The sequence below is a fragment of the Paraburkholderia sp. RL17-373-BIF-A genome (genome assembly GCF_046030175.1).
GTDB lineage: Bacteria > Pseudomonadota > Gammaproteobacteria > Burkholderiales > Burkholderiaceae > Paraburkholderia.
The window spans coordinates 72385-93467 of record NZ_JARESO010000022.1 but is presented as its reverse complement, the minus strand read 5'-3'; the positions used below and the strand labels follow the sequence as shown (position 1 = coordinate 93467).

General features: G+C 61.0%; 25 protein-coding genes and 1 pseudogene. 18 read left to right on the top strand and 8 right to left on the bottom strand.

What is annotated here, in order from left to right; translation table 11 throughout:
• The first annotated feature begins 74 nt into the window (after nt 1–74).
• The gene (locus P0D80_RS25935; protein ID WP_132374139.1) at nt 75–347 is read left to right on the top strand and encodes a hypothetical protein; all 273 of its coding nucleotides are present in this window, start codon (nt 75–77) and stop codon (nt 345–347) included.
• Between the two features lie 385 nt (nt 348–732).
• Here the strand turns inward: P0D80_RS25935 and P0D80_RS25930 are convergent, their stop codons facing one another.
• Complete coding sequence (locus tag P0D80_RS25930) at nt 733–1020, bottom strand: hypothetical protein (RefSeq protein WP_408176089.1); 288 nt, start codon at nt 1018–1020, stop codon at nt 733–735.
• 1243 nt (nt 1021–2263) lie between these two features.
• Here P0D80_RS25930 and P0D80_RS25925 point away from each other — a divergent pair.
• The 4 genes from P0D80_RS25925 (at nt 2264) to P0D80_RS25910 (ending at nt 4355) form a co-directional block, all read left to right on the top strand.
• Nucleotides 2264–2461: a hypothetical protein gene (locus P0D80_RS25925; RefSeq protein WP_132374142.1), complete on the top strand. Its 198-nt coding sequence runs from the start codon at nt 2264–2266 to the stop codon at nt 2459–2461.
• Between the two features lie 235 nt (nt 2462–2696).
• Nucleotides 2697–3266: a TIGR01841 family phasin gene (gene phaP / locus P0D80_RS25920; RefSeq protein ID WP_408176191.1), complete on the top strand. Its 570-nt coding sequence runs from the start codon at nt 2697–2699 to the stop codon at nt 3264–3266.
• Nucleotides 3267–3425: 159 nt separating this feature from the next.
• Nucleotides 3426–4169 (top strand): acetoacetyl-CoA reductase, encoded by a 744-nt coding sequence (gene phbB, locus P0D80_RS25915; RefSeq protein WP_408287526.1) that lies wholly within the window; start codon nt 3426–3428, stop codon nt 4167–4169.
• 27 nt (nt 4170–4196) lie between these two features.
• On the top strand, nt 4197–4355 hold the full coding sequence (locus P0D80_RS25910) for a hypothetical protein (RefSeq protein ID WP_408176092.1): 159 nt from the start codon (nt 4197–4199) through the stop codon (nt 4353–4355).
• Between the two features lie 218 nt (nt 4356–4573).
• Here the strand turns inward: P0D80_RS25910 and P0D80_RS25905 are convergent, their stop codons facing one another.
• A complete protein-coding gene (locus tag P0D80_RS25905; RefSeq protein WP_408287523.1) occupies nt 4574–4732 on the bottom strand; it encodes an STAS domain-containing protein in 159 nt (52 codons plus the stop codon).
• A gap of 243 nt (nt 4733–4975) precedes the next feature.
• Here P0D80_RS25905 and P0D80_RS25900 point away from each other — a divergent pair, with 243 nt between their 5' ends.
• Together P0D80_RS25900 and P0D80_RS25895 are read left to right on the top strand one after the other, a co-directional pair.
• A complete protein-coding gene (locus P0D80_RS25900) occupies nt 4976–6160 on the top strand; it encodes an acyltransferase family protein (protein WP_408287520.1) in 1185 nt (394 codons plus the stop codon).
• Between the two features lie 202 nt (nt 6161–6362).
• Nucleotides 6363–7028 carry a protein-L-isoaspartate(D-aspartate) O-methyltransferase gene (locus tag P0D80_RS25895; protein ID WP_132374146.1) on the top strand — a complete coding sequence of 222 codons (666 nt, stop codon included), beginning with the start codon at nt 6363–6365 and terminating at the stop codon, nt 7026–7028.
• A 375-nt stretch (nt 7029–7403) separates the two neighbouring features.
• Here P0D80_RS25895 and P0D80_RS25890 read toward each other — a convergent pair whose 3' ends face one another.
• Entirely contained in the window at nt 7404–7748 is a 345-nt protein-coding gene (locus P0D80_RS25890) for a hypothetical protein (protein ID WP_408176098.1), read from the bottom strand.
• 410 nt (nt 7749–8158) lie between these two features.
• On the opposite strand from P0D80_RS25890, the gene P0D80_RS25885 reads away from it, so the two are divergent.
• Both P0D80_RS25885 and P0D80_RS25880 read left to right on the top strand, forming a co-directional pair.
• On the top strand, nt 8159–8347 hold the full coding sequence (locus P0D80_RS25885) for a hypothetical protein (RefSeq protein WP_408287516.1): 189 nt from the start codon (nt 8159–8161) through the stop codon (nt 8345–8347).
• 149 nt (nt 8348–8496) lie between these two features.
• Nucleotides 8497–8760, top strand: coding sequence for a DUF2934 domain-containing protein (locus P0D80_RS25880; RefSeq protein WP_408287514.1), 264 nt, complete (start codon nt 8497–8499; stop codon nt 8758–8760).
• Between the two features lie 108 nt (nt 8761–8868).
• Here P0D80_RS25880 and P0D80_RS25875 read toward each other — a convergent pair whose 3' ends face one another.
• The 3 genes from P0D80_RS25875 to P0D80_RS25865 form a co-directional block, all read right to left on the bottom strand.
• The gene (locus tag P0D80_RS25875; RefSeq protein WP_408287511.1) at nt 8869–9786 is read right to left on the bottom strand and encodes a YihY/virulence factor BrkB family protein; all 918 of its coding nucleotides are present in this window, start codon (nt 9784–9786) and stop codon (nt 8869–8871) included.
• Between the two features lie 151 nt (nt 9787–9937).
• Nucleotides 9938–10810: an endonuclease/exonuclease/phosphatase family protein gene (locus tag P0D80_RS25870; protein WP_408287508.1), complete on the bottom strand. Its 873-nt coding sequence runs from the start codon at nt 10808–10810 to the stop codon at nt 9938–9940.
• 52 nt (nt 10811–10862) lie between these two features.
• Nucleotides 10863–11462, bottom strand: coding sequence for a ParB-like protein (locus tag P0D80_RS25865; RefSeq protein ID WP_408287506.1), 600 nt, complete (start codon nt 11460–11462; stop codon nt 10863–10865).
• Between the two features lie 245 nt (nt 11463–11707).
• Here P0D80_RS25865 and P0D80_RS25860 point away from each other — a divergent pair.
• A pseudogene (locus tag P0D80_RS25860) lies at nt 11708–12368 on the top strand (UdgX family uracil-DNA binding protein).
• A 34-nt stretch (nt 12369–12402) separates the two neighbouring features.
• On the opposite strand, the gene P0D80_RS25855 reads toward P0D80_RS25860, so the two are convergent.
• Nucleotides 12403–13308, bottom strand: coding sequence for a DUF72 domain-containing protein (locus P0D80_RS25855; RefSeq protein ID WP_408287622.1), 906 nt, complete (start codon nt 13306–13308; stop codon nt 12403–12405).
• 155 nt (nt 13309–13463) lie between these two features.
• Here P0D80_RS25855 and P0D80_RS25850 point away from each other — a divergent pair, with 155 nt between their 5' ends.
• The gene (locus tag P0D80_RS25850; protein ID WP_408287503.1) at nt 13464–13976 is read left to right on the top strand and encodes a hypothetical protein; all 513 of its coding nucleotides are present in this window, start codon (nt 13464–13466) and stop codon (nt 13974–13976) included.
• Between the two features lie 487 nt (nt 13977–14463).
• On the top strand, nt 14464–14841 hold the full coding sequence (locus P0D80_RS25845) for a YybH family protein (RefSeq protein WP_408176109.1): 378 nt from the start codon (nt 14464–14466) through the stop codon (nt 14839–14841).
• A gap of 235 nt (nt 14842–15076) precedes the next feature.
• On the opposite strand, the gene P0D80_RS25840 is transcribed toward P0D80_RS25845, so the two are convergent.
• On the bottom strand, nt 15077–15820 hold the full coding sequence (locus P0D80_RS25840; protein WP_408287499.1) for an SDR family oxidoreductase: 744 nt from the start codon (nt 15818–15820) through the stop codon (nt 15077–15079).
• Between the two features lie 98 nt (nt 15821–15918).
• On the opposite strand from P0D80_RS25840, the gene P0D80_RS25835 reads away from it, so the two are divergent.
• The 6 genes from P0D80_RS25835 (at nt 15919) to P0D80_RS25810 (ending at nt 20884) form a co-directional block, all read left to right on the top strand.
• Nucleotides 15919–16821: an AraC family transcriptional regulator gene (locus P0D80_RS25835; protein ID WP_408287496.1), complete on the top strand. Its 903-nt coding sequence runs from the start codon at nt 15919–15921 to the stop codon at nt 16819–16821.
• 218 nt (nt 16822–17039) lie between these two features.
• Complete coding sequence (locus P0D80_RS25830) at nt 17040–17588, top strand: hypothetical protein (protein WP_408176112.1); 549 nt, start codon at nt 17040–17042, stop codon at nt 17586–17588.
• 174 nt (nt 17589–17762) lie between these two features.
• Nucleotides 17763–18644, top strand: coding sequence for an RNA polymerase sigma-70 factor (locus tag P0D80_RS25825; protein ID WP_408287494.1), 882 nt, complete (start codon nt 17763–17765; stop codon nt 18642–18644).
• 169 nt (nt 18645–18813) lie between these two features.
• On the top strand, nt 18814–19293 hold the full coding sequence (locus tag P0D80_RS25820) for a carboxymuconolactone decarboxylase family protein (protein WP_132374160.1): 480 nt from the start codon (nt 18814–18816) through the stop codon (nt 19291–19293).
• 70 nt (nt 19294–19363) lie between these two features.
• The gene (locus tag P0D80_RS25815; RefSeq protein ID WP_408287490.1) at nt 19364–19771 is read left to right on the top strand and encodes a cupin domain-containing protein; all 408 of its coding nucleotides are present in this window, start codon (nt 19364–19366) and stop codon (nt 19769–19771) included.
• Between the two features lie 102 nt (nt 19772–19873).
• Nucleotides 19874–20884 carry a LysR family transcriptional regulator gene (locus tag P0D80_RS25810; RefSeq protein ID WP_408287487.1) on the top strand — a complete coding sequence of 337 codons (1011 nt, stop codon included), beginning with the start codon at nt 19874–19876 and terminating at the stop codon, nt 20882–20884.
• The last annotated feature ends 199 nt before the right edge of the window (nt 20885–21083 follow it).

The following is a 21083-nucleotide window of genomic DNA, read 5'->3' as shown; positions in this document are numbered from 1 at the left end:
TGCAACTGCGATGTACACTTTCCAGCAGGGGCATTCCACGGTTTCAGGGCCGGGCAGAACACGCAGGATCATCAATGAAAAGAATCTACGGGTACAAAGGCTTTGAGGTCACCGTGGAGCTGGAGCCGGTGTGGGAGACCGCGGGCAGCGTCACGCTGCTGCCCCCGCGCGGCTTCGTCGCCGTCGTGCAGGTCAGAACGATGGGCGCGGTGGGCGCAACGCGCCCCGTGGTTGCTCCGATCCGCCTCGGGGCAACCATCCAGCAACCCTTCCCGACACAGGCCGAGGCGCTCATGGCAGGGTATAGCGCCGGGCAGCGCGTAGTGGACGACACGTTCGCACGCTGACGACGGTTCGTTACTGAACAGTTCTGATTGGCGGATTGTTCCTGTGGCGGCCCTTTGGTATCGCCTGTATCGCCTGTATCGTCTGTACCCTCGAAGTCAAAGCCGCCGGACGACTCGTGCAAATGCTGGCGAGATTCGTGAACGAAAAAAAAGCCGCAGACATCGCTGCGGCCTGAAAACACACGCCGCGCATGGAGCGCTGACGTTGATTCCATCCTACACATCCGCGTTTCTGAAGCAATCAGGTGTCTCGTCTGAGTATTTGCGAGCGGCCGTATTGCCGCGTCTGCCGTGTAGCGAGCCTGGGTCATCGCTGGCGACGGCGTTGCGCAATGGCCACAGGGCCAGTCAGTCGTCCGGCATCAGAACCACGGTATGCGGAGTTTCATCTGGCCGGGGCCTTCGCCGACATATCGTTCTGCCGGCTCAATGAAGCAGCCTTCGTGACGGTGAGGTTATCGTCGCGCGCGTCGATCCAATCGATCGCCCATTGCCGCGCGACCTCGATTGCCTCGTCTTCGGTTTCGAACCAGGCGAGATTGCGCTCGATGTGCATTTCCGTGTCCACATCGTCGTCAGGCGACGCCCGGATGATCCGCGCATGCGCGAAGAACTGACCAAGCGAAAAATCCGGGGTTGCGTCAATGACCCAGCCGCCGTACTCGTACTTCATGATTGCCTCCAATACCTGCTAAGCGCGATTCGAACAGACAACGCATGGATTCGTCAGGCTGTATTCGCTAAACCTCCGCGGGTGAATTGCCGACTTCGGGGTCGGTTGGCCGGGCAGCACGCAGCCCGTCGACTCCGCGACGCCATATCGTTATAGATCATTCGTGGTCGAACTGGCCGCGCGGAGCAGGGGCCAGCGATATGCACAAGGGTATCCGTGAGACTTGTCAGCGATGCTTCTGGTTCTGGAAAAGACGCCAGGTTTGCAAAAAAAATTTAGTCCGAGCGATCTCCGACCTGGCCGTTCGTTTCGCCGACTGCAACGCACGTCCACGTGCGGATCCTGAAGTGGCCGCCGCGTTGTAATTGCCGCCGAGCTCTGCGTGCTTGTCCAGGTCGGCTCAATGGAACGCGGCGGGTGGCATTACGCCTAACCCACAGGGCGCTCAATTGTCATCCGACCTGGGCGGCAGATGCTCGTGCGGCACCGGCTCCGCTTCCGCGGCATCCGGAAGATCGACCTTGGTGCGTGGCGCAGGTTTAGGAGCCGGCGACCGTGTGCCCGGCGTAACCCCGCGGACGGGATGGTCCGGAATTCCTGGCCGGTGAATGGGGCGTGTGGTCGGGGTTGAGGGCATGATTTCCTCCTACGCGGACGTGACCAGCAACAACCATGATACCTCTGTCGGAGACACAGAACGTATCCGCTCAAGCCAGTATTTGACTCTCTCAGCGAAGCCACAGACGGCCGACATGGCCTGCCGAGCGCTCCGAGCGATAGCCCATCTTGTACCCCGGCGCAACGAGCCAAATCCGTGCGCTGTAATAAATATTTCGCAATTCTGGAGTAATGATAACAATAGGCTCGCGGCCTATAAATACGATATTCACATATAAATCGATCAATAGATTTCCGTTGAATTGGTGCTGTTAAGTAAGTGAGCTATTAAAACTGTAATATGCATTCCTGATAAATGCAATCCAGGCCGGTCGGGCTTCTCCGCGGTGACATTGACCGACAGAACATGCAGCGCGTTGTCCTCCGATATAAAAATAAAACCGATGGCCGTAAAAAAAGCATTTCACATATTGCGTTCAAAAATTGAGCGGTTATGATGGCGTCTCCGTGATTCGATTTCTCGCATGATTGCGTCACGGAGGGGGCGGCAGGAATATTTGCCGGCATTCACGCAGGAGAGGTAATTGATGCTCTCCGCGCAGAGAGACTAAATCGAGGAGACGCCATGTTGAGTCCCCATGAATTCGCCACCTTGATGCTCGTCAAGGACGCGCCGGACCAGCTCGAACTGGGCCGCGCTGAACTCGATACGCTGCTGGAGCGGCAACTCATATCACTGGAAAACTTTGCCTCAGGACGCCCGCGTGCTCAAGTCACAAGCGACGGCGATTCCATTCTCAAGGCCGTCGCCCGGATGCGCTAGCCATCTGCGGCGTGCGCCTCCCGGCGAACGCGCCGACGAAACAGTCATGAACGAAACGTCTCAGTTGCGGGTTGGTTTGTAGTGCCTGTTGATGTAACGACCGTCGAAGTTCTCGCGACGCATTCTGCCTGACAGGCGTCCTTGCGCTTTGATTTATCCACCATCGCGATCCGTCGCAACACACCCGTCCGACCGGGGGTTTCGTGCATCGGATCGAATTTTGAGGAATTCAACCATGGCTCTATCGAGTCCCGAGCAAGCCGCTGCCGCCAAGGCCAGCCTCGACGCATTCTTCGGATTGACCGGGAAGGTCTTTGAAGGCGCTGAAAAACTGGCCGCGTTGAACCTGCAGGTCGTCAGGTCCACGCTGGCCGAGGCGCAGGAGAATATGACGAAGGCGCCCGGCACGACAGACCCGCTGCAGTGGTTTGCACTGCAATCAGGTTTCACCGGACCTTTCACGGAAAAATCGCTGTCGTACGGCCGGCAAGTGTTCGACATCGCATCGACTACGCAGGCTGAAGTCACTCAATTCGCACAGGCGCAGTACGAGCGTTACAACGCCCGTGTGCAGGCATTCGTCGAGGAAGCGGCGAAGAATGCTCCGGCAGGTTCCGAAGCGGCGATCGCTGCGTGGAAATCCGCGATCGGCGCCACCACGACTCTGTACGAAACGCTGCAGAAGACCGGGCAACAGGCCGTGCAGGTCGCCGGAAATAATTTCGATGCGGTTACAGCCACAGCGTCAAAGGCCGCGCGACGCAACGCCGAGCAGGTTCCCGCAGCCGCCGGCGCGAAGGGATAAGGCCGACGCGGGCAGCGATGCCCGCGTTGCCGCACTCGATTTATATGAAGGAATACTTAGGGAGTGGCGGAATCCGGTTTTTCCAATACATCAAGTTCTTGACTGAATGCAGTGTGGCTCAAGTTATCTACGAGGCCAATTTTTTGCGAGGACGATTCGATGGCAAAGCAGATCGCGGTGGTGACGGGTGGAATGGGCGGACTTGGCGAAGCAATCAGTGTCAAGCTGCATGACGCCGGGTATGCAGTCGTGGTCACCTGTTCGCCGGCCAACACCGGCGCGAACGAGTGGCTCGCACGGATGGAATCCCAGGGACGACAGTTCCGCGCGTACGCGGTCGATGTCGCCGACTACGACTCGTGCGAAAAATGCATGGCGCAGATCAAGGCAGAAGTCGGACCGGTCGATATTCTGATCAACAACGCCGGCATCACGCGCGACGCGAGCTTCAAGAAGCTGGACAAGGTCAATTGGGACGCAGTAATCCGAACCAACCTCGATTCGGTGTTCAACATGACGAAGCCGGTGTGCGACAGCATGGTCGAGCGGGGTTGGGGTCGCATCATCAATGTGTCGTCGATCATCGGCTCCAAGGGCGGCTTCGGTCAGACCAACTATGCGGCGGCGAAGGCCGGCATGCATGGCTTCACGAAATCGCTGGCGCTCGAAGTGGCGAAGAAAGGCGTCACGGTCAACACTATCTCGCCAGGTTACATCGCGACCAAGATGGTGATGGCGGTGCCCGAGGAGATCCGCGAGACGAAGATCATTCCGCAGATTCCGGTCGGCCGGCTCGGACAGCCCGACGAAGTCGCCGCACTCGTGCTGTACCTGTGCTCGCGCGACGCCGGTTTCGTGACCGGAGCCAACATTGCCATCAACGGCGGGCAACACCTGCAATGAAGCCGATAGTCAGCAACGGAGGTTCCGATGAATGAAGCAGTGGCAATCGTCGTAGGTTCGTTCGTGATGGCGACGGCAGCCGTGTTCGTCGCCGCTCACTATCACCAGGAGCAAATGCGTCGAAAACGACTCAGACAGATGGGGCACCATCACTACTGGCGGCATTGGAGCAGCGCCCGGCATTGAGCTGCGCTACCGCGCTTGCAGGCGCGGTGACCGCCCGCGGATTCTGCTGGTCATCTCGACCAGCAGAATTCCCCAAGCCAAGACAACCGCCACACACTGCCTCTGTAGCGCGACACGCCTACGCCTGATCCTCCCAATCGTGCCATCCGACCGGATGCGACTCCAGATAGCGGTTTAACGCCCGTCCGACAGTAGGACAGAAGTGTTGCGATGGCGATTCATGCGGTTTTTGTCGCCGCTTCGCGCACGGCCTGCAGCATGCGCTGGCGAAAAATCTCCGTGTTGGCGAAGAAGAACGTGGCATCCCATCGGGGCATGACGAGCCCCGGAATGCAGCGGCCCTCCGGATTGCGGGCGACGTCGCGATAGCCCTTCATCTGATCGACGCGACCGCGGACGCCACGCACGCCACAGGAACCGCATAACCGCGAGCGCAAGCGCAACGCCGACGCCGTTCACGACCCCGTTCATCGCGACACCGATCAGACACCCGATCGATTGCACGAACTCTCAAGCCCCATTCTGTAGCGAAAAAAGTAGGAACTTCCGCGAACCGTGCCTTGTCCACGAAGCTCGCCCCCGCCTGATCGGGCGGCATGAACCGCGAGGAGGACGTATCGATGGAAAAAGGACGTGTTGCCGCGCTCGACGTCGGTCGGGCGCTCGCGATCGTCGGTGTCGTTGCAGTACACCTGTCGTTCCAGTTTCCCAATCTGCCGCACAGCGTCACGCTGCTGGCGCGCATGGGCCAATACGGCGTGCAGCTGTTCTTCGTAATCAGCGCGATCACGATCTTCATGACGCTTGAAGCGGACCACGAACGTTGCGCGGGCCCACGTCACGTGACATTGCGTTTCTATATCAAGCGTTTCTTTCGCATTGCCCCAATGTATTACGCCGCGATCGCCGTGTATGGACTGATCAGTTACGGCGCGACGCGCTCAGGCTACGAACCCGCATGGGTGCTCGGTGCCCACGGCGCAACGGATATTCTGCTCAACGTGCTGTTTCTGCATGCGCTGTCGCCGACTGCGATCAACAACGTGGTGCCGGGCGGTTGGTCGATCGGTGTCGAGATGCTGTTCTATTTGATCGCGCCGCTGCTGTTTTTCGTCGCGATGAACCGCACGCGCTTGCTGATCGCGACGGTGTCGTTGCTGGCGCTGTCGGTCGTGGCATTGTCGATCGGTGACTGTCACGGCACGCTCGACTGTCATGTAACGAACAACTCGTTCAGCTATTTCTGGCCGCCGGTGCAAGGGCCATGCTTCATCGTCGGCATGTGGGCGTGGTACGCATTCCGCTCGCATCTGACGGGCAGATCCAGCGTGACGCGGCGCACGACGTGGCTGATTTTTTCGCTCGCCTCGGGTTTCGCGCTCGCGACGGCGGCGCTCGGCGTGTGGCTCGCGAAAGCGCACGAACTCGCGCCGGTCTTCGCCGCGTGCAGCGCAGTTGCGTTTCTCCTACTCGTCTGCTCTCGCAACCGCCCCGCGCCGGGCGACAATGCTCGCGGCGCATACATCCGCCGTTGTGCCGACGCGTTGGGTCGCGAAAGCTACGGCATCTACCTGTGGCACTTCATCTGCGTCTACGCGACGTTGCACTTTTTCGAAGGCGTGTTCGGGCAGAGTGGCCGGGAGACGTCGCTTGTGCTCTTCGTCGCGACCGTGCTGGCCGTGCTCGCCGCGTCGTATGCGTTCTCGCGCGCCTCCGACCGCATGATTCAGGGACGCGCGGCCCGTCTGTCGCGCAGCATTCTCGCCCATGTCGACCGGCGCTTCCATCTGAGTAGCCGGGCGTGATGAGCTGCACGTGCAAGCGATCCTGAGGCACGTCAGTTGCTGAAAAAAAGATAAAGGGGTGTGAATCAAAATCGGAATTCTGCCGTGAACACACCTGTCTTCTTTCTCAGGTCATGTCTTTTGGCATTTTCCGCGCTATGGTGATGTATGGTTGGGCAGCCCCCGGGACAGCGAGCCGCTGCACAACAAGGGGAGAAGCACTGTGCATGAAGATCTGGCGGTGTCGCGCGAAACGATGGTCGAGCGGCAACTGATTGCGCGCGGCATTGCGGAGCCGCGCATTCTTGACGCGATGCGGCGCGTGCCGCGCGAGGCCTTTCTGAGTCCCGACCTGCGCGCATGGGCTTATGCCGACGCAGCCCTTCCGATCGAAGCCGGCCAGACCATCACCCAACCGTTCATGGTAGCGCGGATGCTGCAGGCGGCGCGGCTCAAGCCGGACGACCGTGTACTGGAAATCGGCACAGGTTCCGGCTACGCGGCGGCCGTGCTCGCGGAAATCGTTGCACACGTCGATACGGTCGAGCGTCATCCGCAACTCGCTGAGAGCGCGATGGACCGGCTCCGCACACTCGGCTACGACAACGTGAACGTCTACACCGCGGACGGCACACTCGGACTGCCGGCGCATGCACCGTTCGATGCAATTGTCGCCACCGCATCCGGCCCGGGCGTGCCGCCGGCGTGGAGCGCGCAACTGCAGATTGGCGGCCGGATCGTGATGCCGGTGGGTCCGGGCCCGGAACATCAGCGGCTGATCCGGCTGACTCGTAACAGCAGCACGACTTACCACGAGGAAATGCTCGACCTCGTGCGTTTTGTACCGTTGATTGGTGCTCAGGGCTGGGGCGACATCGAAGGGAAGTGAGTCGGCGTGGGCGTGGACATCATCCGAAGCGCCTGCGAGGAATCCGTCCGATGCATCTGTCCGTGAGCAGGCTGCGACGCCCGCGCATGGTCAGGGGCCGCACGCGCGATATCCCGTGTGCTATGCGAGTGGAGATCACAATGGTCAGCACATTGACGAAAATTCTTCTCATCGTTGTCATTGGCGCGTCGTGCAGCGGATGCTCGCGCAAGGACGACAGCGGAATCGGTGTTCCGGGTGGACACAACGGCATCGGCAACAGTGCGTCATCGCCGAGGGCGGACACGGATTCCTGAGTTCTCCAGGTGATCCGTCGAGCGCGGCACGCGTGCGCGCAAGGTACTCGTCAGGCGGCGGAAGCGAGCAGGAAAGTTTTTACGCCTGAGGCAATGCGCAGGGGCAAAAGTACGCATCGAGCGCCCACGGTAGTGCGACCAGGCGGCCCACCATCGTTGCGAGTGTGTCGGGCGACACCGCCGCGAACGTAATAGTCATTTCTTCGAAGCTGTGACGGCGATCCACACGGATCCGAACGTGGTCCGCCTGGGGCGCCTCGCAACCGAGAACCTGCCACGCGGCAACGACCCTCAAGTTGCCTGCCTTTGCACGCACGGTGAGCCGGTAACGATCGTGCTGGAGCGGTGCGCTGTCCCGGGTTGTCATCCCCTGCACGGCGGGATCGTCCGGTGCCGCTTCGATTTGCTCGTCGGTCGATTGCATACTGAACTCCGGATGGCCGGTCATGCGGGACAGGAGCCAGAGCCGATCGGCCGCTCGCAGGACGTCCGCTGTATGAGTATCGTTATAGTCCGCGAGTTCATCGAACGTTAGGATTGCGCGTCGAAATCGACAATATTCTGTGCGCCGGGGCGTGGCATGTCATTGCCATGCTGCGACTGCTCAGTCGAGAGAGGGCAATCGGAGATTTCGCTGGGCTCAAGCCCTTAGCGGTTGATAGAAGAAAGACGTGTGCTCGCGAATTTTTACGCTGCGTTGCAATTTGTGCAAAGCATCGTAGGCCGTATGAAAACCGCATCTTCGCGACGCATCCATGGGCATGCTTATTGCGCCGTTGAGGAGGGGCGGCGTGTTGTTTGGCCGCGACTCCGAACCATGCAGGAGATTCAGCGATGAAACCGAACTTCAGGAACGTCATGGTGATCACGGCAATCGCGATACTGACGATGGTTGGCGCAGGCTGCAAGCGCGCCGACAACAGCAGCGGTGCAGCTGCTGATGCCGGCAGCAGCACGGGAGCAATGAGCGCTCCGTCTGCCGCGAGTGGCATGAGCGGCGGCGCCTCGGGCGCAAGCCAGTAGTTCTGGTCAGCGCGCGGCTCACCTTCATTGCCATCGCGCACGAGTCGATTGCGAACGACAGCAAGGCGCCGGACAGGCAGCGATATCGGCGCGCATCGCCGCACGCCATCTGTAGCGCGGTGCCGCCGCATTTTATGGAGAAACGCAGCATGGACAACGATCTCGAAGCTCGCATTCGCACCCGGGCGTATCAGCTCTGGGAAAATGATCCGTCGCCGGACAGCAACGCCGAAAAGCACTGGGAGGAAGCGCGCCGGCAGATCGCAGCCGAGGGTGATGATGCGCAGGGCAGTCCAGAACCCAACGTCGATCAATCGGCGGATCGGGAGCGGGGCGGCCGGATTGCGCGGGAAGAGCAACTGCAGGACATGCCTGGCGGCGATGCGGATGCGGCAGGAAAAGAAAAACGGTAGCGCCGGCGTTGCGCGGGCGCGAGCGACCGCAGATGCGGCTCACTCGCTAGAGCGTCGATATAGGACGCTCGCGGCCTTGGATACTTCACCGGTCGTTGTTTTGGTCATTCAATGCGCTGCGCTCAAGCGAGCCTTGACGTCCGCGGCGTTGCCGTCTTTCGGCGTTTGACCCAGCGAAGCAGTGACCTCCGCGCCAAAAAGAAAAACGATGGCGCAAAAATATAGCCACATCATCAGCACTGCAAGCGAGCCCGCTGCGCCGAATGCGCCTGCCGTTCCTGCGTGCGCGAGGTATAGCCCAAACAGGTGCCGGCCCACGGTAAACAGCGCCGCCGCGACGGCTCCGCCTATCAACGCGGAGCGGAAGTTGACTCGCTTGTCAGGTAGCCACTTGATCAGCGCACCTAGTCCGAAAGTCAGTATCACGAGGCCAAAAATAGACTGCGCGACGTCGGCAAGAACGCTAAGGGTCGAACTGCCAAATACAGCACGGCCCGCTGTCTGTATCGCGGCGTCGAGGACCAGCGAGACCACCAGCAGAAAGCTGAGTCCCATGAGCAGGCCGAGCGAGACGAGTCGCGCCCGTATCACCCATGCCAGGCCGGCTAGGCCTTTAGGCGATTTCGCCGCAAAGACCACATCGAGTGCCGTATTCAGGCACGAAAACGTCGCCGAAGCCCCGATGAGCAGCAGCACGACAGAGAACGCCGCAGCCACGCCACTGCCACTCGAACGATGCGCGTGTTCGACAACGGCCTGCATCGCACTGGCAGCCTCATTGCCGAGCAACTGCCTGATCTGGCCGAAGAACTGGCCCTGTGCGATGTCGCGGCCGACGAACCAGCCCGTAATCGCGAGAACGATCAGTAAAGTCGGAGCCAACGAAAACGCGGAGTAGAAGCCGATGCTCGCGCCCATCATCGCGCACCGGTCCGACGAAAATCGTTCGACGGCGTCCCTCATGACCGCCACTGCGTTGCCTGCTCGGCTGGATCGGGAGCCGGCGTTGCGTCTCTGATATTCCATGCTGTTCTCCCGCCGGCTCGTTGCCTTAAGTGTCCAGGGGTCGAGCAATTTCCGAGCCGCCGGAACGTCAGGCACTCAGTCTTCTTCGAGGCGCTGCGCAAATATTCAACGACGAGTCCGATCCGTACACACTTCGTTAGCTATGGACGACCTAACGCAATTCGAGCCACATTGGCTGATGATCCGAGGCCTGACTGTCCGGATCGATTTCGCAAGCCGCGACACGTGATGCCAGATCGTCCGTTACGAAAATGAAATCGCAGGCGAATGCACCATCCGGCCACTGCTCGTGATCATATAAACCCACCGTCGGGGCACGCGTCGCGCGAGGGTGGGCGCTGGCCCACGCATCGATAAAACACGGGGCATCGGCGATCGGTTCAAGCATCCGGCAATACGCGCTGCTTTCAAACGCACTGTTGAAGTCGCCACAGACAATCGCGCTCGTAGGCCGCGCGGTGTCAGAAAACGGGCTGTCGATTTTTTCCGCCTTGGCGGGCGCCCGCGCATGGTCGCACGCTTCCCTGTGCAGTTCCCGTAGTCTGGCGAGTTGCGCGAGCCGCTGCTTCTCCGAATAGAACTCGAGATGCGTGGAGGCCACCCGTATCGCGCCGATATCGGTTTCGATCACGGCTTCGAGCGCCACTCTCAGCATCGACGGTTTGGCGGGATCCGCAGGCCACGGCAGGGAGTGGCGCAACACCTGCCTGACGGGCAATCGCGTCACGATGGCATTGCCGAACTGACGCCGATGATGACTCGCGCCGAGCGCCGGAAGATCGGAGCCCACTGCGTCGAGCACCGTGAACTGCGGAAGCAATGCGGCCAGTTCGGCGAATTGATCGGCGGAGGGGCCGCCGGCCAAACCTCCCGACATCGGGTCCTCATGAAAACCGCGCGTGACTTCCTGCATGCAAAGGATGTCGAAATCGCACAGCGCGCGCGCTTCGCTCACGATTCGGGCGAGGTCGACCCTGCCGTCCACGCCGCGTCCCCATTGAACATTCCAATTGACGAGTTTCATGGCGGTTTCGTCTCCATTCGGCTTACGCCCGCGGGTTCCTGTGGTGCAGAGGCTAACTGTCCGTGTCCGGACCGAGGTAGCCGGGCAATCCTAGTGCGGCGTTGCTCTTTGCCAGGCTGATCGCTTCGTTCACTAGCGCGGCGAATGTCTCGTCGCTGTCCGGCCGCGGCAGAGTCGAGCGAAAGAAGTCGGCCCATCGGAATTCTTCCAGAGGGACACTGGTTTTTTCATAGCCGCCGGCATCGCGGACTGCCGCTGCGAGGCTGCGGTACTCGTCATCCGCCAGCGCCCAGATGTGTTCCGGTAAATCGGAAAACGGCATACGTCTGCCTTCGGCGTCGTACGGGAACGTCCATCGTTCGTTTTCCATGCTGAGCCAGAATGACGCCTGTGAATAGGAGGACAGATCCCTGACCAAAACAATCGGCACGGACTTGATGCCCACGTGCCAGAGCGCGGCGGCCACGTGATGATGATCGATCGCAAACGGCGCGTCGCTCGGCCCGTAGACCACGGGTATCGGTTTCTCTGCGATGGCCATCTCCAGATCGTGCCCGCTCAGCGCTTTGTATTGTTTGATTTTTTCGCGGACCTCCCGTGCGCCGTGTGTCATCTGGGTGGGACGTAGGCGTTCGATTTTTAGAGTGGGCATGCCGGTCTCCTATCGACCCGAGTTGGCGGATGTTTTGAACCTACCGCAAGATGCATACCGTCGGGCGCTAGGGCAGGACACAAGCGGAATTACCGATGCCCCCAGCATTGGCGCGCCACGCGGTGAACATCCATCAGCCGGGCCTGTGTTTTGCTTCCAGACCGAGGCATAGCGGTATGCAATTCAACAGCAGGCGTTGCATCCTCCGACGCCTCGCAACTTTTTGCGGCTCCCCACAACCGACCATGTCTGAAGACAAACCGAAGAGCCGTCCGCGCGGCAGCACGCAGGCCGACCCGGATGTCGAGCGCGACCAGCAACCGGCGACGTTAGACGAATGCCGCCGTTGCGCGCTATGGCGCAATGCGACACAAGCGGTGGCCGGCGAAGGGCCGAAACATGCGGCAATCATGTTGATTGGCGAGCAGCCGGGGGACGCCGAAGACTTGCAGGGCAGACCGTTCGTCGGACCAGCGGGAGCACTGCTCGATAAGGCACTCGAAGAGGCCGGGCTGGAACGCAAAAAGGTCTATGTGACGAACGCCGTCAAACATTTCAAGTGGACGCCGCGTGGCAAGCGCCGCATGCACAAAAACGCCGGGACAGCGGGAGATCGAAGCGTGCGGATACTGGCTCGAACAGGAACTGCGGAGTACAGCGGCGCTCGTGATCGTCGCGTTAGGCGCTACTGCGCTAAAGGCGGTGCTGAACGATTCGCACGCGCGGTTACAGGACACGCTCGGCAAAACGATCGAGCACGGCGAGCGGACGGTTGTTGCGACGTATCATCCGTCGTTCGCATTGCGCGCGCCGGATGCCGCAACGCGGCAACGCGCGTATGACGCGATTGTCTCGGCCCTTCAGGACGCAGACAAGCTGAGTCGCAAGCACAAGCGGTCCAACTGATGCCGTAGCCCACGCTGGACCGAGCGCCTTGCGCTCACGCCGCCGATTGCGCTGCCTGTAAGCCAAGCCGTTCCATCAACCGTTGCGCGTCGAAGGGCGCATGTGTTTTGGCGTCGTTGTCGAAATAGCAGTACACGTCTCGCCGCGCCCGAGTGGGTGGACGAAGGTGCGGCGCGATCAGCCGCGCGTCGGCTGGCTGCGAACCGCGGCGCCATGCATCGATCCGGGCGGCCCAGTCGTCTAACGCTTCGTCCGCGTAGGCGCCGGAATACCGCGATTCGGTGCCGTGCAGTCGGATGTAGACGAAGTCAGCGGTAACGTCTTCGGCCAGCGGCCACGGTTCGGTCGAGTCGGAGACAACCAGCGCGGTTTCGTACTCCCTGAGCAGATCGACGAAGGCAGGGTCCATAAAACTGGCGTGGCGTACCTCGATGGCGTGGCGCAGTCTCCGCTTGCGGTCCATCGCGATATACGGCGTCTTGACGCGCTCATCGTGTTGCTCCGCCAAAGAGAGCGCGGCGGCGGTGTCGCGAGGCAGAAAACGTAAAAAGCGTTCCATGGCCGCCGGTTCGAAGCGGAACGAAGGCGGGAACTGCCACAGAATGGGCCCGAGCTTTTCGTTCAGCGAGAGGAGGCCCTGCGCGAAAAAGTTGGCACTGGCGACTCGCGTGCTGTCGTCGCGGAAACGCAATAGGTGCGTCAGATACCGCGCGCCTTTCACGCTGAAGACAAAGTCGGCAGAAGTCTCGGCATACCAACGCCGCCAACTGTCGAGCGACTGAAGGCTGTAATGCGTACCATTGATTTCAATGCTCTGGAAAAGCGACGACGCGAACTGCAATTCGGCGGCCTGTTTTAGCCCATGGGGATAGAAGCTATCTCTCCATCCCTTGTAGCGCCAACCGGAAATGCCTATGCGTACGTCGCCAATTTGTTTCATGGGTACATCGCGCGATTGCATGCGTGGACTGAATTCAGACGAAGCGAGCAACGCCTGTTCCCGCGGTGGCGGTACATTCCAGAGTGCAGTTCATCAGGTATGGGCCGCCTGATTGCAAGGCGCTGAACAACGGGACCATCAAGGAGCAAGAACTCGTGCCGAAAGCCTCTCCATCAACTGCGTTTGGAATTTTCGAGCGGGTGGTCATTAGCCTTTACGACGGCGGCGTTCTGTCGCCAGCGGTGCTAGAGCGCGTCATTGGCGCGTTCGCGCAGGCGGGTGCCGACTGGCATGGCACTTCCACTGGCCGTTCCGTCGACGGCCGCTCGCTGCATGAAATCGTCGTACAGACAATGCTTCCGCGCGATGACCTGCAGTCGGCTTCAACGTCGTTCATGACGGTGGTCGAACACATCGCGGAAAGCGTGCTTTCGGCTAGCGCTGCGAGCAAATCCGCCAAAGAGGCTGAACCACGGCGTACCAGAAGCAGGAAAACGTCCGACGCAGACGAAGACGAAGACACCGGCGCGGACGAACTGTTGGCGCAACTATCGGGCAGCGCACAACCAGGCAAGCGACGTCGCTCGAACAAAGCCGATACGCCGGCCAAGTCGAGCAGTTTCAATCCGTTTCTGAATGCGGCGCTGCCGCGTACGAAGAAGTCGTGACAGCCCACTCGAGGCAAGAGGCTGGCGCAACGCAGCATAGAGATATGTCGGTGCGCCGGGCCGAGGGGTCCCAAGACCTTGGCGCGAACTACGTTGACCGAAATCGCGCGGATAGCAACGTTAACCTTGGAAAATCCATGCAAATCTGATTGGAACGACGCGTAGCGGACGAGCGCTGAAAGGGCGTGAAGTGTAGTTTTCCGCGCACGCGGAGTGGGTCTTACGGTTGATGCGCCGCAACAGCCGATCACGGGCGTCGATCGAGGACGGAAGGCCGGAACAAGTGCATCATCCTGGAACGGAGGGCCTTCGCCGCCTGAATGACGGCACCCGGCTTACCTGTGAGTACACGGACGACGATCGGCATCCTAACCATCCCCCTTTGTGCGGAAGGCACCCAACATGCGGGCGTCATTCCGCATTCGGCCGGTCCAACCCGGTGCCCGATGGAAGTGCCCACCGGGCCGAAAAGATAGGAGGCAGCATCATGCCCGCCACGAATCCTGAAGAGATCTGTCGCCTGTTCCAGCAGTACATGGCCGAGGGCGATCTTGAATCAGCGTTGAGCGTGTACGACCCCGACGCAGTCTTCTTGAATCAATCGCGCGACATCAGCAAGGGCCGGGAAGGTTTAAGGCAGGAGTTGGCGCCCCTCGCGGCAATGAAGGTTCGCTTCGACTTCAAGGTCAAACAGGTGATCGAGACCGGAGGCATTGCGCTGATGCACACGGAGTGGACAGTCTCCGGACCGGAGCCGATGAAGGTGTACGCGATCGAGGTTGCGCGCCGTCAGCAAGATGGCAGTTGGCGCTGGCTGATCGGCGACCCTTTTACGGTCAGCAGGGAGTTTGGCGCTGAGAAGTAGCCCGTATTGGCCAAAGGCGATTTCGTGCTGATGGCGTTGCCGCGTGGGCAAGGGGAGAACGCTGTGCGCTAACCGGTGCCGTCCGGTTTAGCTGGCCTGTAGCGATCCCCAATCGCAGCCTTTCGAACGCAAACGCAAGGGAATGTGCCACCGGCCTCGAATCAAAGGACATCGCTGGTCGTCGCCACGAAGGACATTCACGGCGACGACAAACCTCGGCGCTTGCCTTCCCGCTTCACCGTGAATTGGCCCACGCGATAGCGTCGGCACCGGCGGCGATGCGAAGCGGGCTCGATGGATCGTCCGCTGCGCGCCACACGGCTTCCGCCACGTCGAGCGAGCGTGTGATTGCCGACTCCTGCTGCCATTGGGCGAAAACGCGCTGCGCCAGCTCCGAATACGCTTCGGGAACGCCGCTCTGCATGCGGGACTGTGCATTCTCGCCGAAACGGGTTTCCGGCGCGCGTCCCGGCAGGACCAGGCGCACGCGCACATTGAATGGCTCGAGTTCCAGCGCGACGGATTCGGTGAACGCGTTGATCGCCGCCTTGCTGGCGGTGTAAACGGAAAGCAGATGCAGCGGCCTCAAGGTCACACTCGAGGTGACGTTGACGACGACGCCTGCTTTCCGTTCCCGAAACTGAGGCAGGACCGCCTGGGTCATCGCTATCGTGCCGAGGGTGTTCGTTTCGAAGACTTCGCGAGCGATGTCCATCGATGTGCCTTCGAGGGCGTTCAGCACGCCAATCCCCGCGTTATTGACGAGCACGTCGAGCGGCCCGGCCGCATCCACGGCGTGACGGATGCTTTCCGAGTCTGTCACGTCGAGGGCGAGCACGCGCAGACGCTCGGAGCGCGGCAGAACCTCCTCCCGCAGCGTGCGCATGGTGGCGACGACGCGCCAGTCGCGATCGAGGAAATAGCGGGCGGTTTCGAGGCCGAATCCGGACGAGCATCCGGTGATCAGGACGGTTTTCATGACGATTCCTGTAGAAGGTCGAAGTACCGACACGATAAGTCGCCCTTGGTGGACTTGCTACAATTGAACGTCCAGTTTTCATTCGAAGGAGTCCGGTTATGGTCGACCCTCTCGCCGAGATCGTCACGCTGCTACAGCCGGTCGCCACGTTCTCGAAGGTGGTCAGCGGCGCCGGTCGCTGGCGTGTTCGCCGCTCGGACGCCGGGCAGCCGTTCTACTGTGTGATCCTCGATGGTTCGTGCCGCCTCGTCACGAACGGGCACGAACCGGTCATCCTTCAGGCAGATGATTTCGTTCTGATCCCGGAGGTATGCGGCTTCACGATGTCGAGCCTCGAGCCGCCCGACCCGGAGGACACCGATACCTCGCCCGTCGCGCTGCTCGATGGCGGATTCAGGCTGGGCGTCGAGGGCGAACCGGCTGACGTTCAACTGCTCGTCGGCCACTGCGTGTTCGGTTCGCCGGACGCCGCCTTGCTGGTGTCGCTTCTTCCTGAACTCGTGCACGTTCGCGGCGAGCGCAGACTGGCCACCCTGGTGAAGCTCGTCAGGGAGGAATCTCGCGAGCAGCGGCCCGCGCGGGACGTCGTGCTCGCGCGCCTGCTCGAAGTTCTTTTCATCGAGGCACTCCGGTCGACGGGAACGGCAGCGTCGCCCGGCCTCGTGCGCGGGCTCGCCGACGGACGCCTTGCGCTGGCGATATGTCAAATGCACGAACGTCCTGACAAGTCCTGGACGGTGGCGCAACTGGCGACGGCAGCCGCGCTTTCCCGCTCGGCATTTTTCGAACGCTTCAGCCGCGCGGTAGGCGTCGCGCCGATGGAGTACCTGTTGTCCTGGCGCATGGCCCTGGCCAAGAACCTGCTGCGACGGAAAGATAGCGGCGTCGCGAAAATAGCGGAGCGCGTCGGCTACAGTTCGGCGAGTGCGTTCAGCGTTGCATTCACTCGCTATGTCGGACTACCGCCGACTCAATACGCACAAGAGCAGAGGGATACGTGACGCCCATAACGAACGCTGATGCGGCGGAGCGGCCTGCACATTTCAGGTAGTATTTGTTCGCGGTGAATCGCACGTCGATTAGAACAAGTCATGTATTCGACGCAAGACGCTCTTGTCAATCAGGCCTGTACCAATCAGCTTCGAGTGTCCCTGGCATTACTGCAGAGCGAAGCGGCGCAGGTGTGCGCCGATGCCGGACATCAGGATATTCACAAGCGATGCACGGACGGTTCAGTTCGCTGACATGTCGCGCAAGAGTTTGGCTATACAAAGGTACCGCAACCGGTTACCACCGAAGCGCAGCCGCTCCAGGAGGATCTGCCATGAATACGAAGCAGGGTAAAAAAGTACATCTCGATGCTGCTGCATCGCATCACGAGCAAGCGGCGCGATTTCACCGCGAGGCATCGCAGTACTACGAGGCGGCCAAGAATTACGATCACGCGGCTCATCAGGCCGTGTTGGCGCAAGGCCATGCACTGTTCGCCATCGAGGAGTCCAATCTCGCCGCCAAGCATTCAGGCGCGCCATTGCCGGCCGGGTCCGTTGAAAGCGGGCTGACTGCCGCGCAACACCATGCAGCGGCGTCGGAGCTTCATGGGCAGGCGGCGCAACATCTGCGGCGCGCGGCAAAAGTCTTCGATGAAGACCGCAGCGCAGTCGCCCATGAAACTCAGGTGGGTTTTTCTCTTGCGTCACGGGCGCTCGCGCATGGCAACGAAGCAGCCAAGCAATATGTCGCGTCGCTGCGGGAAAAAGGAGTTTAAATTTTTACCTGAAACGAAGCCGCGCTCTGCAAGTGAGTGCGGCGAGCTCCAGTTTCTGTAGATCGAAAGGACACAATGCCCGGCGTATCAGGCTTGTCCGATCCGTGGCAATACTTTGCTGCCAGCATCTCTTCGGGCAGCGTTTGTCCTTTCAACATAACAGGAAGTCTGTGCATGGACGAAGATGCACGTGCCTTTAACGGGCTGCGCCCGCGACTCCAGAAGATTGCGTATCGAATGCTGGGGTCGGTTGCCGAGGCCGAAGATATCGTGCAGGACGTCTGGCTGCGTTGGCATGCGACAGCCCGTGAAGCCATTGATAACGCGGAAGCGTGGCTGGTCTCAGTTACGACTCGCATGTCCATCGACCGTTTGCGCGCGGCGAAGATTCAACGCGAACACTACGCGGGCATCTGGTTGCCCGAACCGCAGATGACGGACTTCCCGGCTACGCCAGAGGAGGCCACGGAGCGCGCCGACGACGTCTCCATGGCGTTTCTGGCGCTGCTCGAGCGGCTGACGCCGGAAGCCCGGGCGGCGTTCCTGCTGCGCGAGGTATTCGACGCCGACTATGACGAAGTCGCACAAGCCATCGGCAAGACTGAGGCGGCGTGCCGTCAACTGGTCAGCCGTGCAAAAACGCAACTACGCGACGATCGTCCGCGCTATGTGGTCCCGCGCGAGACGCATCTCCGTTTGCTGGGAACGTTCGCGCAGGCGCTGCAGCGCGGCGACTTCCACGCGATCAACGCGTTGCTGGCCGAAGACGCGACGCTGATCGGCGACGGCGGCGGCAAAGTCCAGAGTTTCCCGAAGCCGATGGCGGGTGGGCGGCGCATCGCGCAGCTTTTCTACGCGTCGTCGCGGCGCTATGGCGACGAACTCAGCGTCAAGCTCGTGGTGCTCAACGGTCAATGGGCACTGTTGCGTTTTATCGAAGGCAAACTCGAATCGGCACAGTCGTTCGAAACGGACGGCGAGCGCATCGTTCGCATCCATGTGCAGCGCAACCCTGACAAGCTCTCACGCATCGCGGCGGCACACGCCAACGGCTGAACGCCGGTCTCTCTGCGGCGCGTCGATTGGTGTCTCGCGGGCAACACCGTGAGCGCGTCCACCGGCCTACCGTGACACGCCGCCCTGGCCTACGATGAATTCGTGCGGCTCACTGCCGCTAACGGCACCTGCAAGGCAGGGTGGCCACTCATCGTCGCCAGGAGAAAACATGACGCAGCGTATCAACTATGTGCAGCAATCGCCGGAACTGTTCAAGAAGTTTTTCGAACTCAGCAATCTGCTGAAAGACAGCGCAATCGAAGAATCGATCCGTGACCTGGTATCGATCCGGGCGTCGCAACTCAATGGCTGTGGATTCTGTCTGGACATGCACGTGAAGGAAGCGCGCCTTCACGGCGAGCGCGAGTTGCGCGTCCATCACCTCGCGACGTGGCGCGAGTCGACGCTTTTCTCCCCGCGCGAACGCGCCGCACTGGCGTGGACGGAAGTGCTGACCAGGCTTCCCGAACACGGCGTGCCCGACGATATCTACGAGCGCGTGCGCACCCAGTTCTCCGAAAAGGAACTCTCGGACCTGACGTTCGAAGTGATGGCGATCAACGGATGGAACCGCGCGAATGTTGCGTTCAAGACGGTGCCGGGTTCGTCGGACAAGGCATTCGGTCTGGACAAGGCGAACCTCGTCTGAGCGGACGCGTTTCGCTGGTTCTTCAGTTAGGCCCGCACTGGCGGGCCGCGTTACTTGAGGACAAACTATCATGCTTCGTTTGAGAAATACGGCTCTGGCCGCGCTCATCGTCGTGGGCGCGTCGTTGGGTGTGGCCCGCGCCGAGGCGCCCGCCGCAATCGTCACGCCGCTGATGACGCAGCCGCTCGACGACTATCCGGGCAAGGAAGCCTTGATGATCAGCGTCGAGTACCCGCCGGGAGCGGCGGATCCCGTCCATCGGCATCATGCGCACGGTTTTATCTATGTACTGGAAGGAACGATCGTGATGCAGGTCAAGGGCGGCAAAGCCGTCACGCTGACACCCGGACAGACCTTCTATGAAGGTCCAAACGATGTTCACACGGTCGGACGCAACGCAAGCCAGACCAAGCCGGCCAGGTTCCTCGTGCTATTGCTGAAGGATAAGGGCGCGCCCGTTCTCGTTCCGGAGAAATAGCCGCCTCTGCGCGCCGCATCCGGTTTAAAAAAATGGTGGACCGTGTCACAAACGGCAGCGCTGATACGTCTAGTCGCTATGGACTTCACGAACCGCGCTTCCATGTCAGACAACCCGCCACGCCGTCCCATCGGCGGCGCCGCCGACCCGTTCGCAAGCAGTTTTGCGACCAGCTACGCCGGCGTCATTTCTTTTCTCGCTGTTGCCAACGAAGGCAGCTTTGCCCGCGCGGGAGATCGCCTCGGTATCGGCCGCTCCTCCGTTAGCCGCAACGTGCAGAAGCTCGAGGCCCAGCTCGACGCGCGCCTCTTCCTGCGCACAACGCGCAGCACGTCGTTGACGCGCGAGGGCGAGCTCTTCTACGAGAACTGCCAGCCTGCCATAGAGCGCATCGCCCAGGCGCTGGAAGACATGCGGGAACTGCGCAACGGACCGCCTCGCGGCCATCTGCGCATCGTCTCGACGCCGGGCTTCGGCCGCAAGATCGTGGCGCCCTTGCTGCGGGGCTTTCATACGCGCTATCCCGAGATCGCCCTCGAACTGCTGCTGAACGATCGGCCCGCCGACTTCACGGCCGATCGCGTCGACGTTTCGTTTCACGACGGACGCATGGAAGACAGCGGGATCGTGGCGCGCCAGCTGATTCCGATGCAGATGCTCGTGTGCGCGTCGCCGGCTTATGCACGACAACACGGGTTGCCGCGGCATGTCGATGAACTGGCGGATCATCGCTGCATCAACTTCCTGACCGCGTCAGGCCGCATCAGTGAGTGGGAGTTCAAGGTCGACGGACTCCCGCAGCGGCGCCAACCCGTCGCACAGCACATATTCAACGACCCGGATCTGATCGTGCAGGCGGTGCTGGACGGGCTGGGCGTTGCGCAGTTGCCTGCGTATCAGGTCTGCGACCTGCTGGGCGATGGGCGGCTGGTCAGTTGTCTTGCGCAGCACGCGCCGGAAGATGGCGGCCACTACATCTGCTATCTCAGCCGCAAGCAACTTCCCGCGCGGGTCCGCGTGTTCGTCGACTACATGACCGAGCATACGAGAGCGCTCGACCTGCAGTGTCTGACCACGATGACGACGCGATCGTCGTTATCCACGGTCGAATGACGGCATCCGAACGACCTTGTGTTGATTGATGCTCGTCATGCAACACGGTGCGTCCCGCTGCGGCCCTACCGCATGACGCAGTGCATGCCTACCATGCTTTCTGTACGGACGGCACGCGAATCGCGGCCCGTCCGGCACAGCACCGGCAAACCCATCCGCACCTTCCGCACTGCGATGCAAAGCCGGAGTCGAACAATTG

Excerpts from the sequence above, each read along its gene's own strand:
- P0D80_RS25935 (WP_132374139.1), top strand. The coding sequence starts at position 75 with ATGAAAAGAATCTACGGGTACAAAGGCTTTGAGGTCACCGTGGAGCTG.
- P0D80_RS25930 (WP_408176089.1), bottom strand. The coding sequence starts at position 1,020 with ATGAAGTACGAGTACGGCGGCTGGGTCATTGACGCAACCCCGGATTTT.
- P0D80_RS25925 (WP_132374142.1), top strand. The coding sequence starts at position 2,264 with ATGTTGAGTCCCCATGAATTCGCCACCTTGATGCTCGTCAAGGACGCG.
- phaP (WP_408176191.1), top strand. The coding sequence starts at position 2,697 with ATGGCTCTATCGAGTCCCGAGCAAGCCGCTGCCGCCAAGGCCAGCCTC.
- phbB (WP_408287526.1), top strand. The coding sequence starts at position 3,426 with ATGGCAAAGCAGATCGCGGTGGTGACGGGTGGAATGGGCGGACTTGGC.
- P0D80_RS25910 (WP_408176092.1), top strand. The coding sequence starts at position 4,197 with ATGAATGAAGCAGTGGCAATCGTCGTAGGTTCGTTCGTGATGGCGACG.
- P0D80_RS25905 (WP_408287523.1), bottom strand. The coding sequence starts at position 4,732 with ATGAAGGGCTATCGCGACGTCGCCCGCAATCCGGAGGGCCGCTGCATT.
- P0D80_RS25900 (WP_408287520.1), top strand. The coding sequence starts at position 4,976 with ATGGAAAAAGGACGTGTTGCCGCGCTCGACGTCGGTCGGGCGCTCGCG.
- P0D80_RS25890 (WP_408176098.1), bottom strand. The coding sequence starts at position 7,748 with ATGCAATCGACCGACGAGCAAATCGAAGCGGCACCGGACGATCCCGCC.
- P0D80_RS25885 (WP_408287516.1), top strand. The coding sequence starts at position 8,159 with ATGAAACCGAACTTCAGGAACGTCATGGTGATCACGGCAATCGCGATA.
- P0D80_RS25880 (WP_408287514.1), top strand. The coding sequence starts at position 8,497 with ATGGACAACGATCTCGAAGCTCGCATTCGCACCCGGGCGTATCAGCTC.
- P0D80_RS25875 (WP_408287511.1), bottom strand. The coding sequence starts at position 9,786 with ATGGAATATCAGAGACGCAACGCCGGCTCCCGATCCAGCCGAGCAGGC.
- P0D80_RS25870 (WP_408287508.1), bottom strand. The coding sequence starts at position 10,810 with ATGAAACTCGTCAATTGGAATGTTCAATGGGGACGCGGCGTGGACGGC.
- P0D80_RS25865 (WP_408287506.1), bottom strand. The coding sequence starts at position 11,462 with ATGCCCACTCTAAAAATCGAACGCCTACGTCCCACCCAGATGACACAC.
- P0D80_RS25855 (WP_408287622.1), bottom strand. The coding sequence starts at position 13,308 with ATGAAACAAATTGGCGACGTACGCATAGGCATTTCCGGTTGGCGCTAC.
- P0D80_RS25845 (WP_408176109.1), top strand. The coding sequence starts at position 14,464 with ATGCCCGCCACGAATCCTGAAGAGATCTGTCGCCTGTTCCAGCAGTAC.
- P0D80_RS25840 (WP_408287499.1), bottom strand. The coding sequence starts at position 15,820 with ATGAAAACCGTCCTGATCACCGGATGCTCGTCCGGATTCGGCCTCGAA.
- P0D80_RS25835 (WP_408287496.1), top strand. The coding sequence starts at position 15,919 with ATGGTCGACCCTCTCGCCGAGATCGTCACGCTGCTACAGCCGGTCGCC.
- P0D80_RS25830 (WP_408176112.1), top strand. The coding sequence starts at position 17,040 with ATGCACGGACGGTTCAGTTCGCTGACATGTCGCGCAAGAGTTTGGCTA.
- P0D80_RS25825 (WP_408287494.1), top strand. The coding sequence starts at position 17,763 with ATGGACGAAGATGCACGTGCCTTTAACGGGCTGCGCCCGCGACTCCAG.
- P0D80_RS25820 (WP_132374160.1), top strand. The coding sequence starts at position 18,814 with ATGACGCAGCGTATCAACTATGTGCAGCAATCGCCGGAACTGTTCAAG.
- P0D80_RS25815 (WP_408287490.1), top strand. The coding sequence starts at position 19,364 with ATGCTTCGTTTGAGAAATACGGCTCTGGCCGCGCTCATCGTCGTGGGC.
- P0D80_RS25810 (WP_408287487.1), top strand. The coding sequence starts at position 19,874 with ATGTCAGACAACCCGCCACGCCGTCCCATCGGCGGCGCCGCCGACCCG.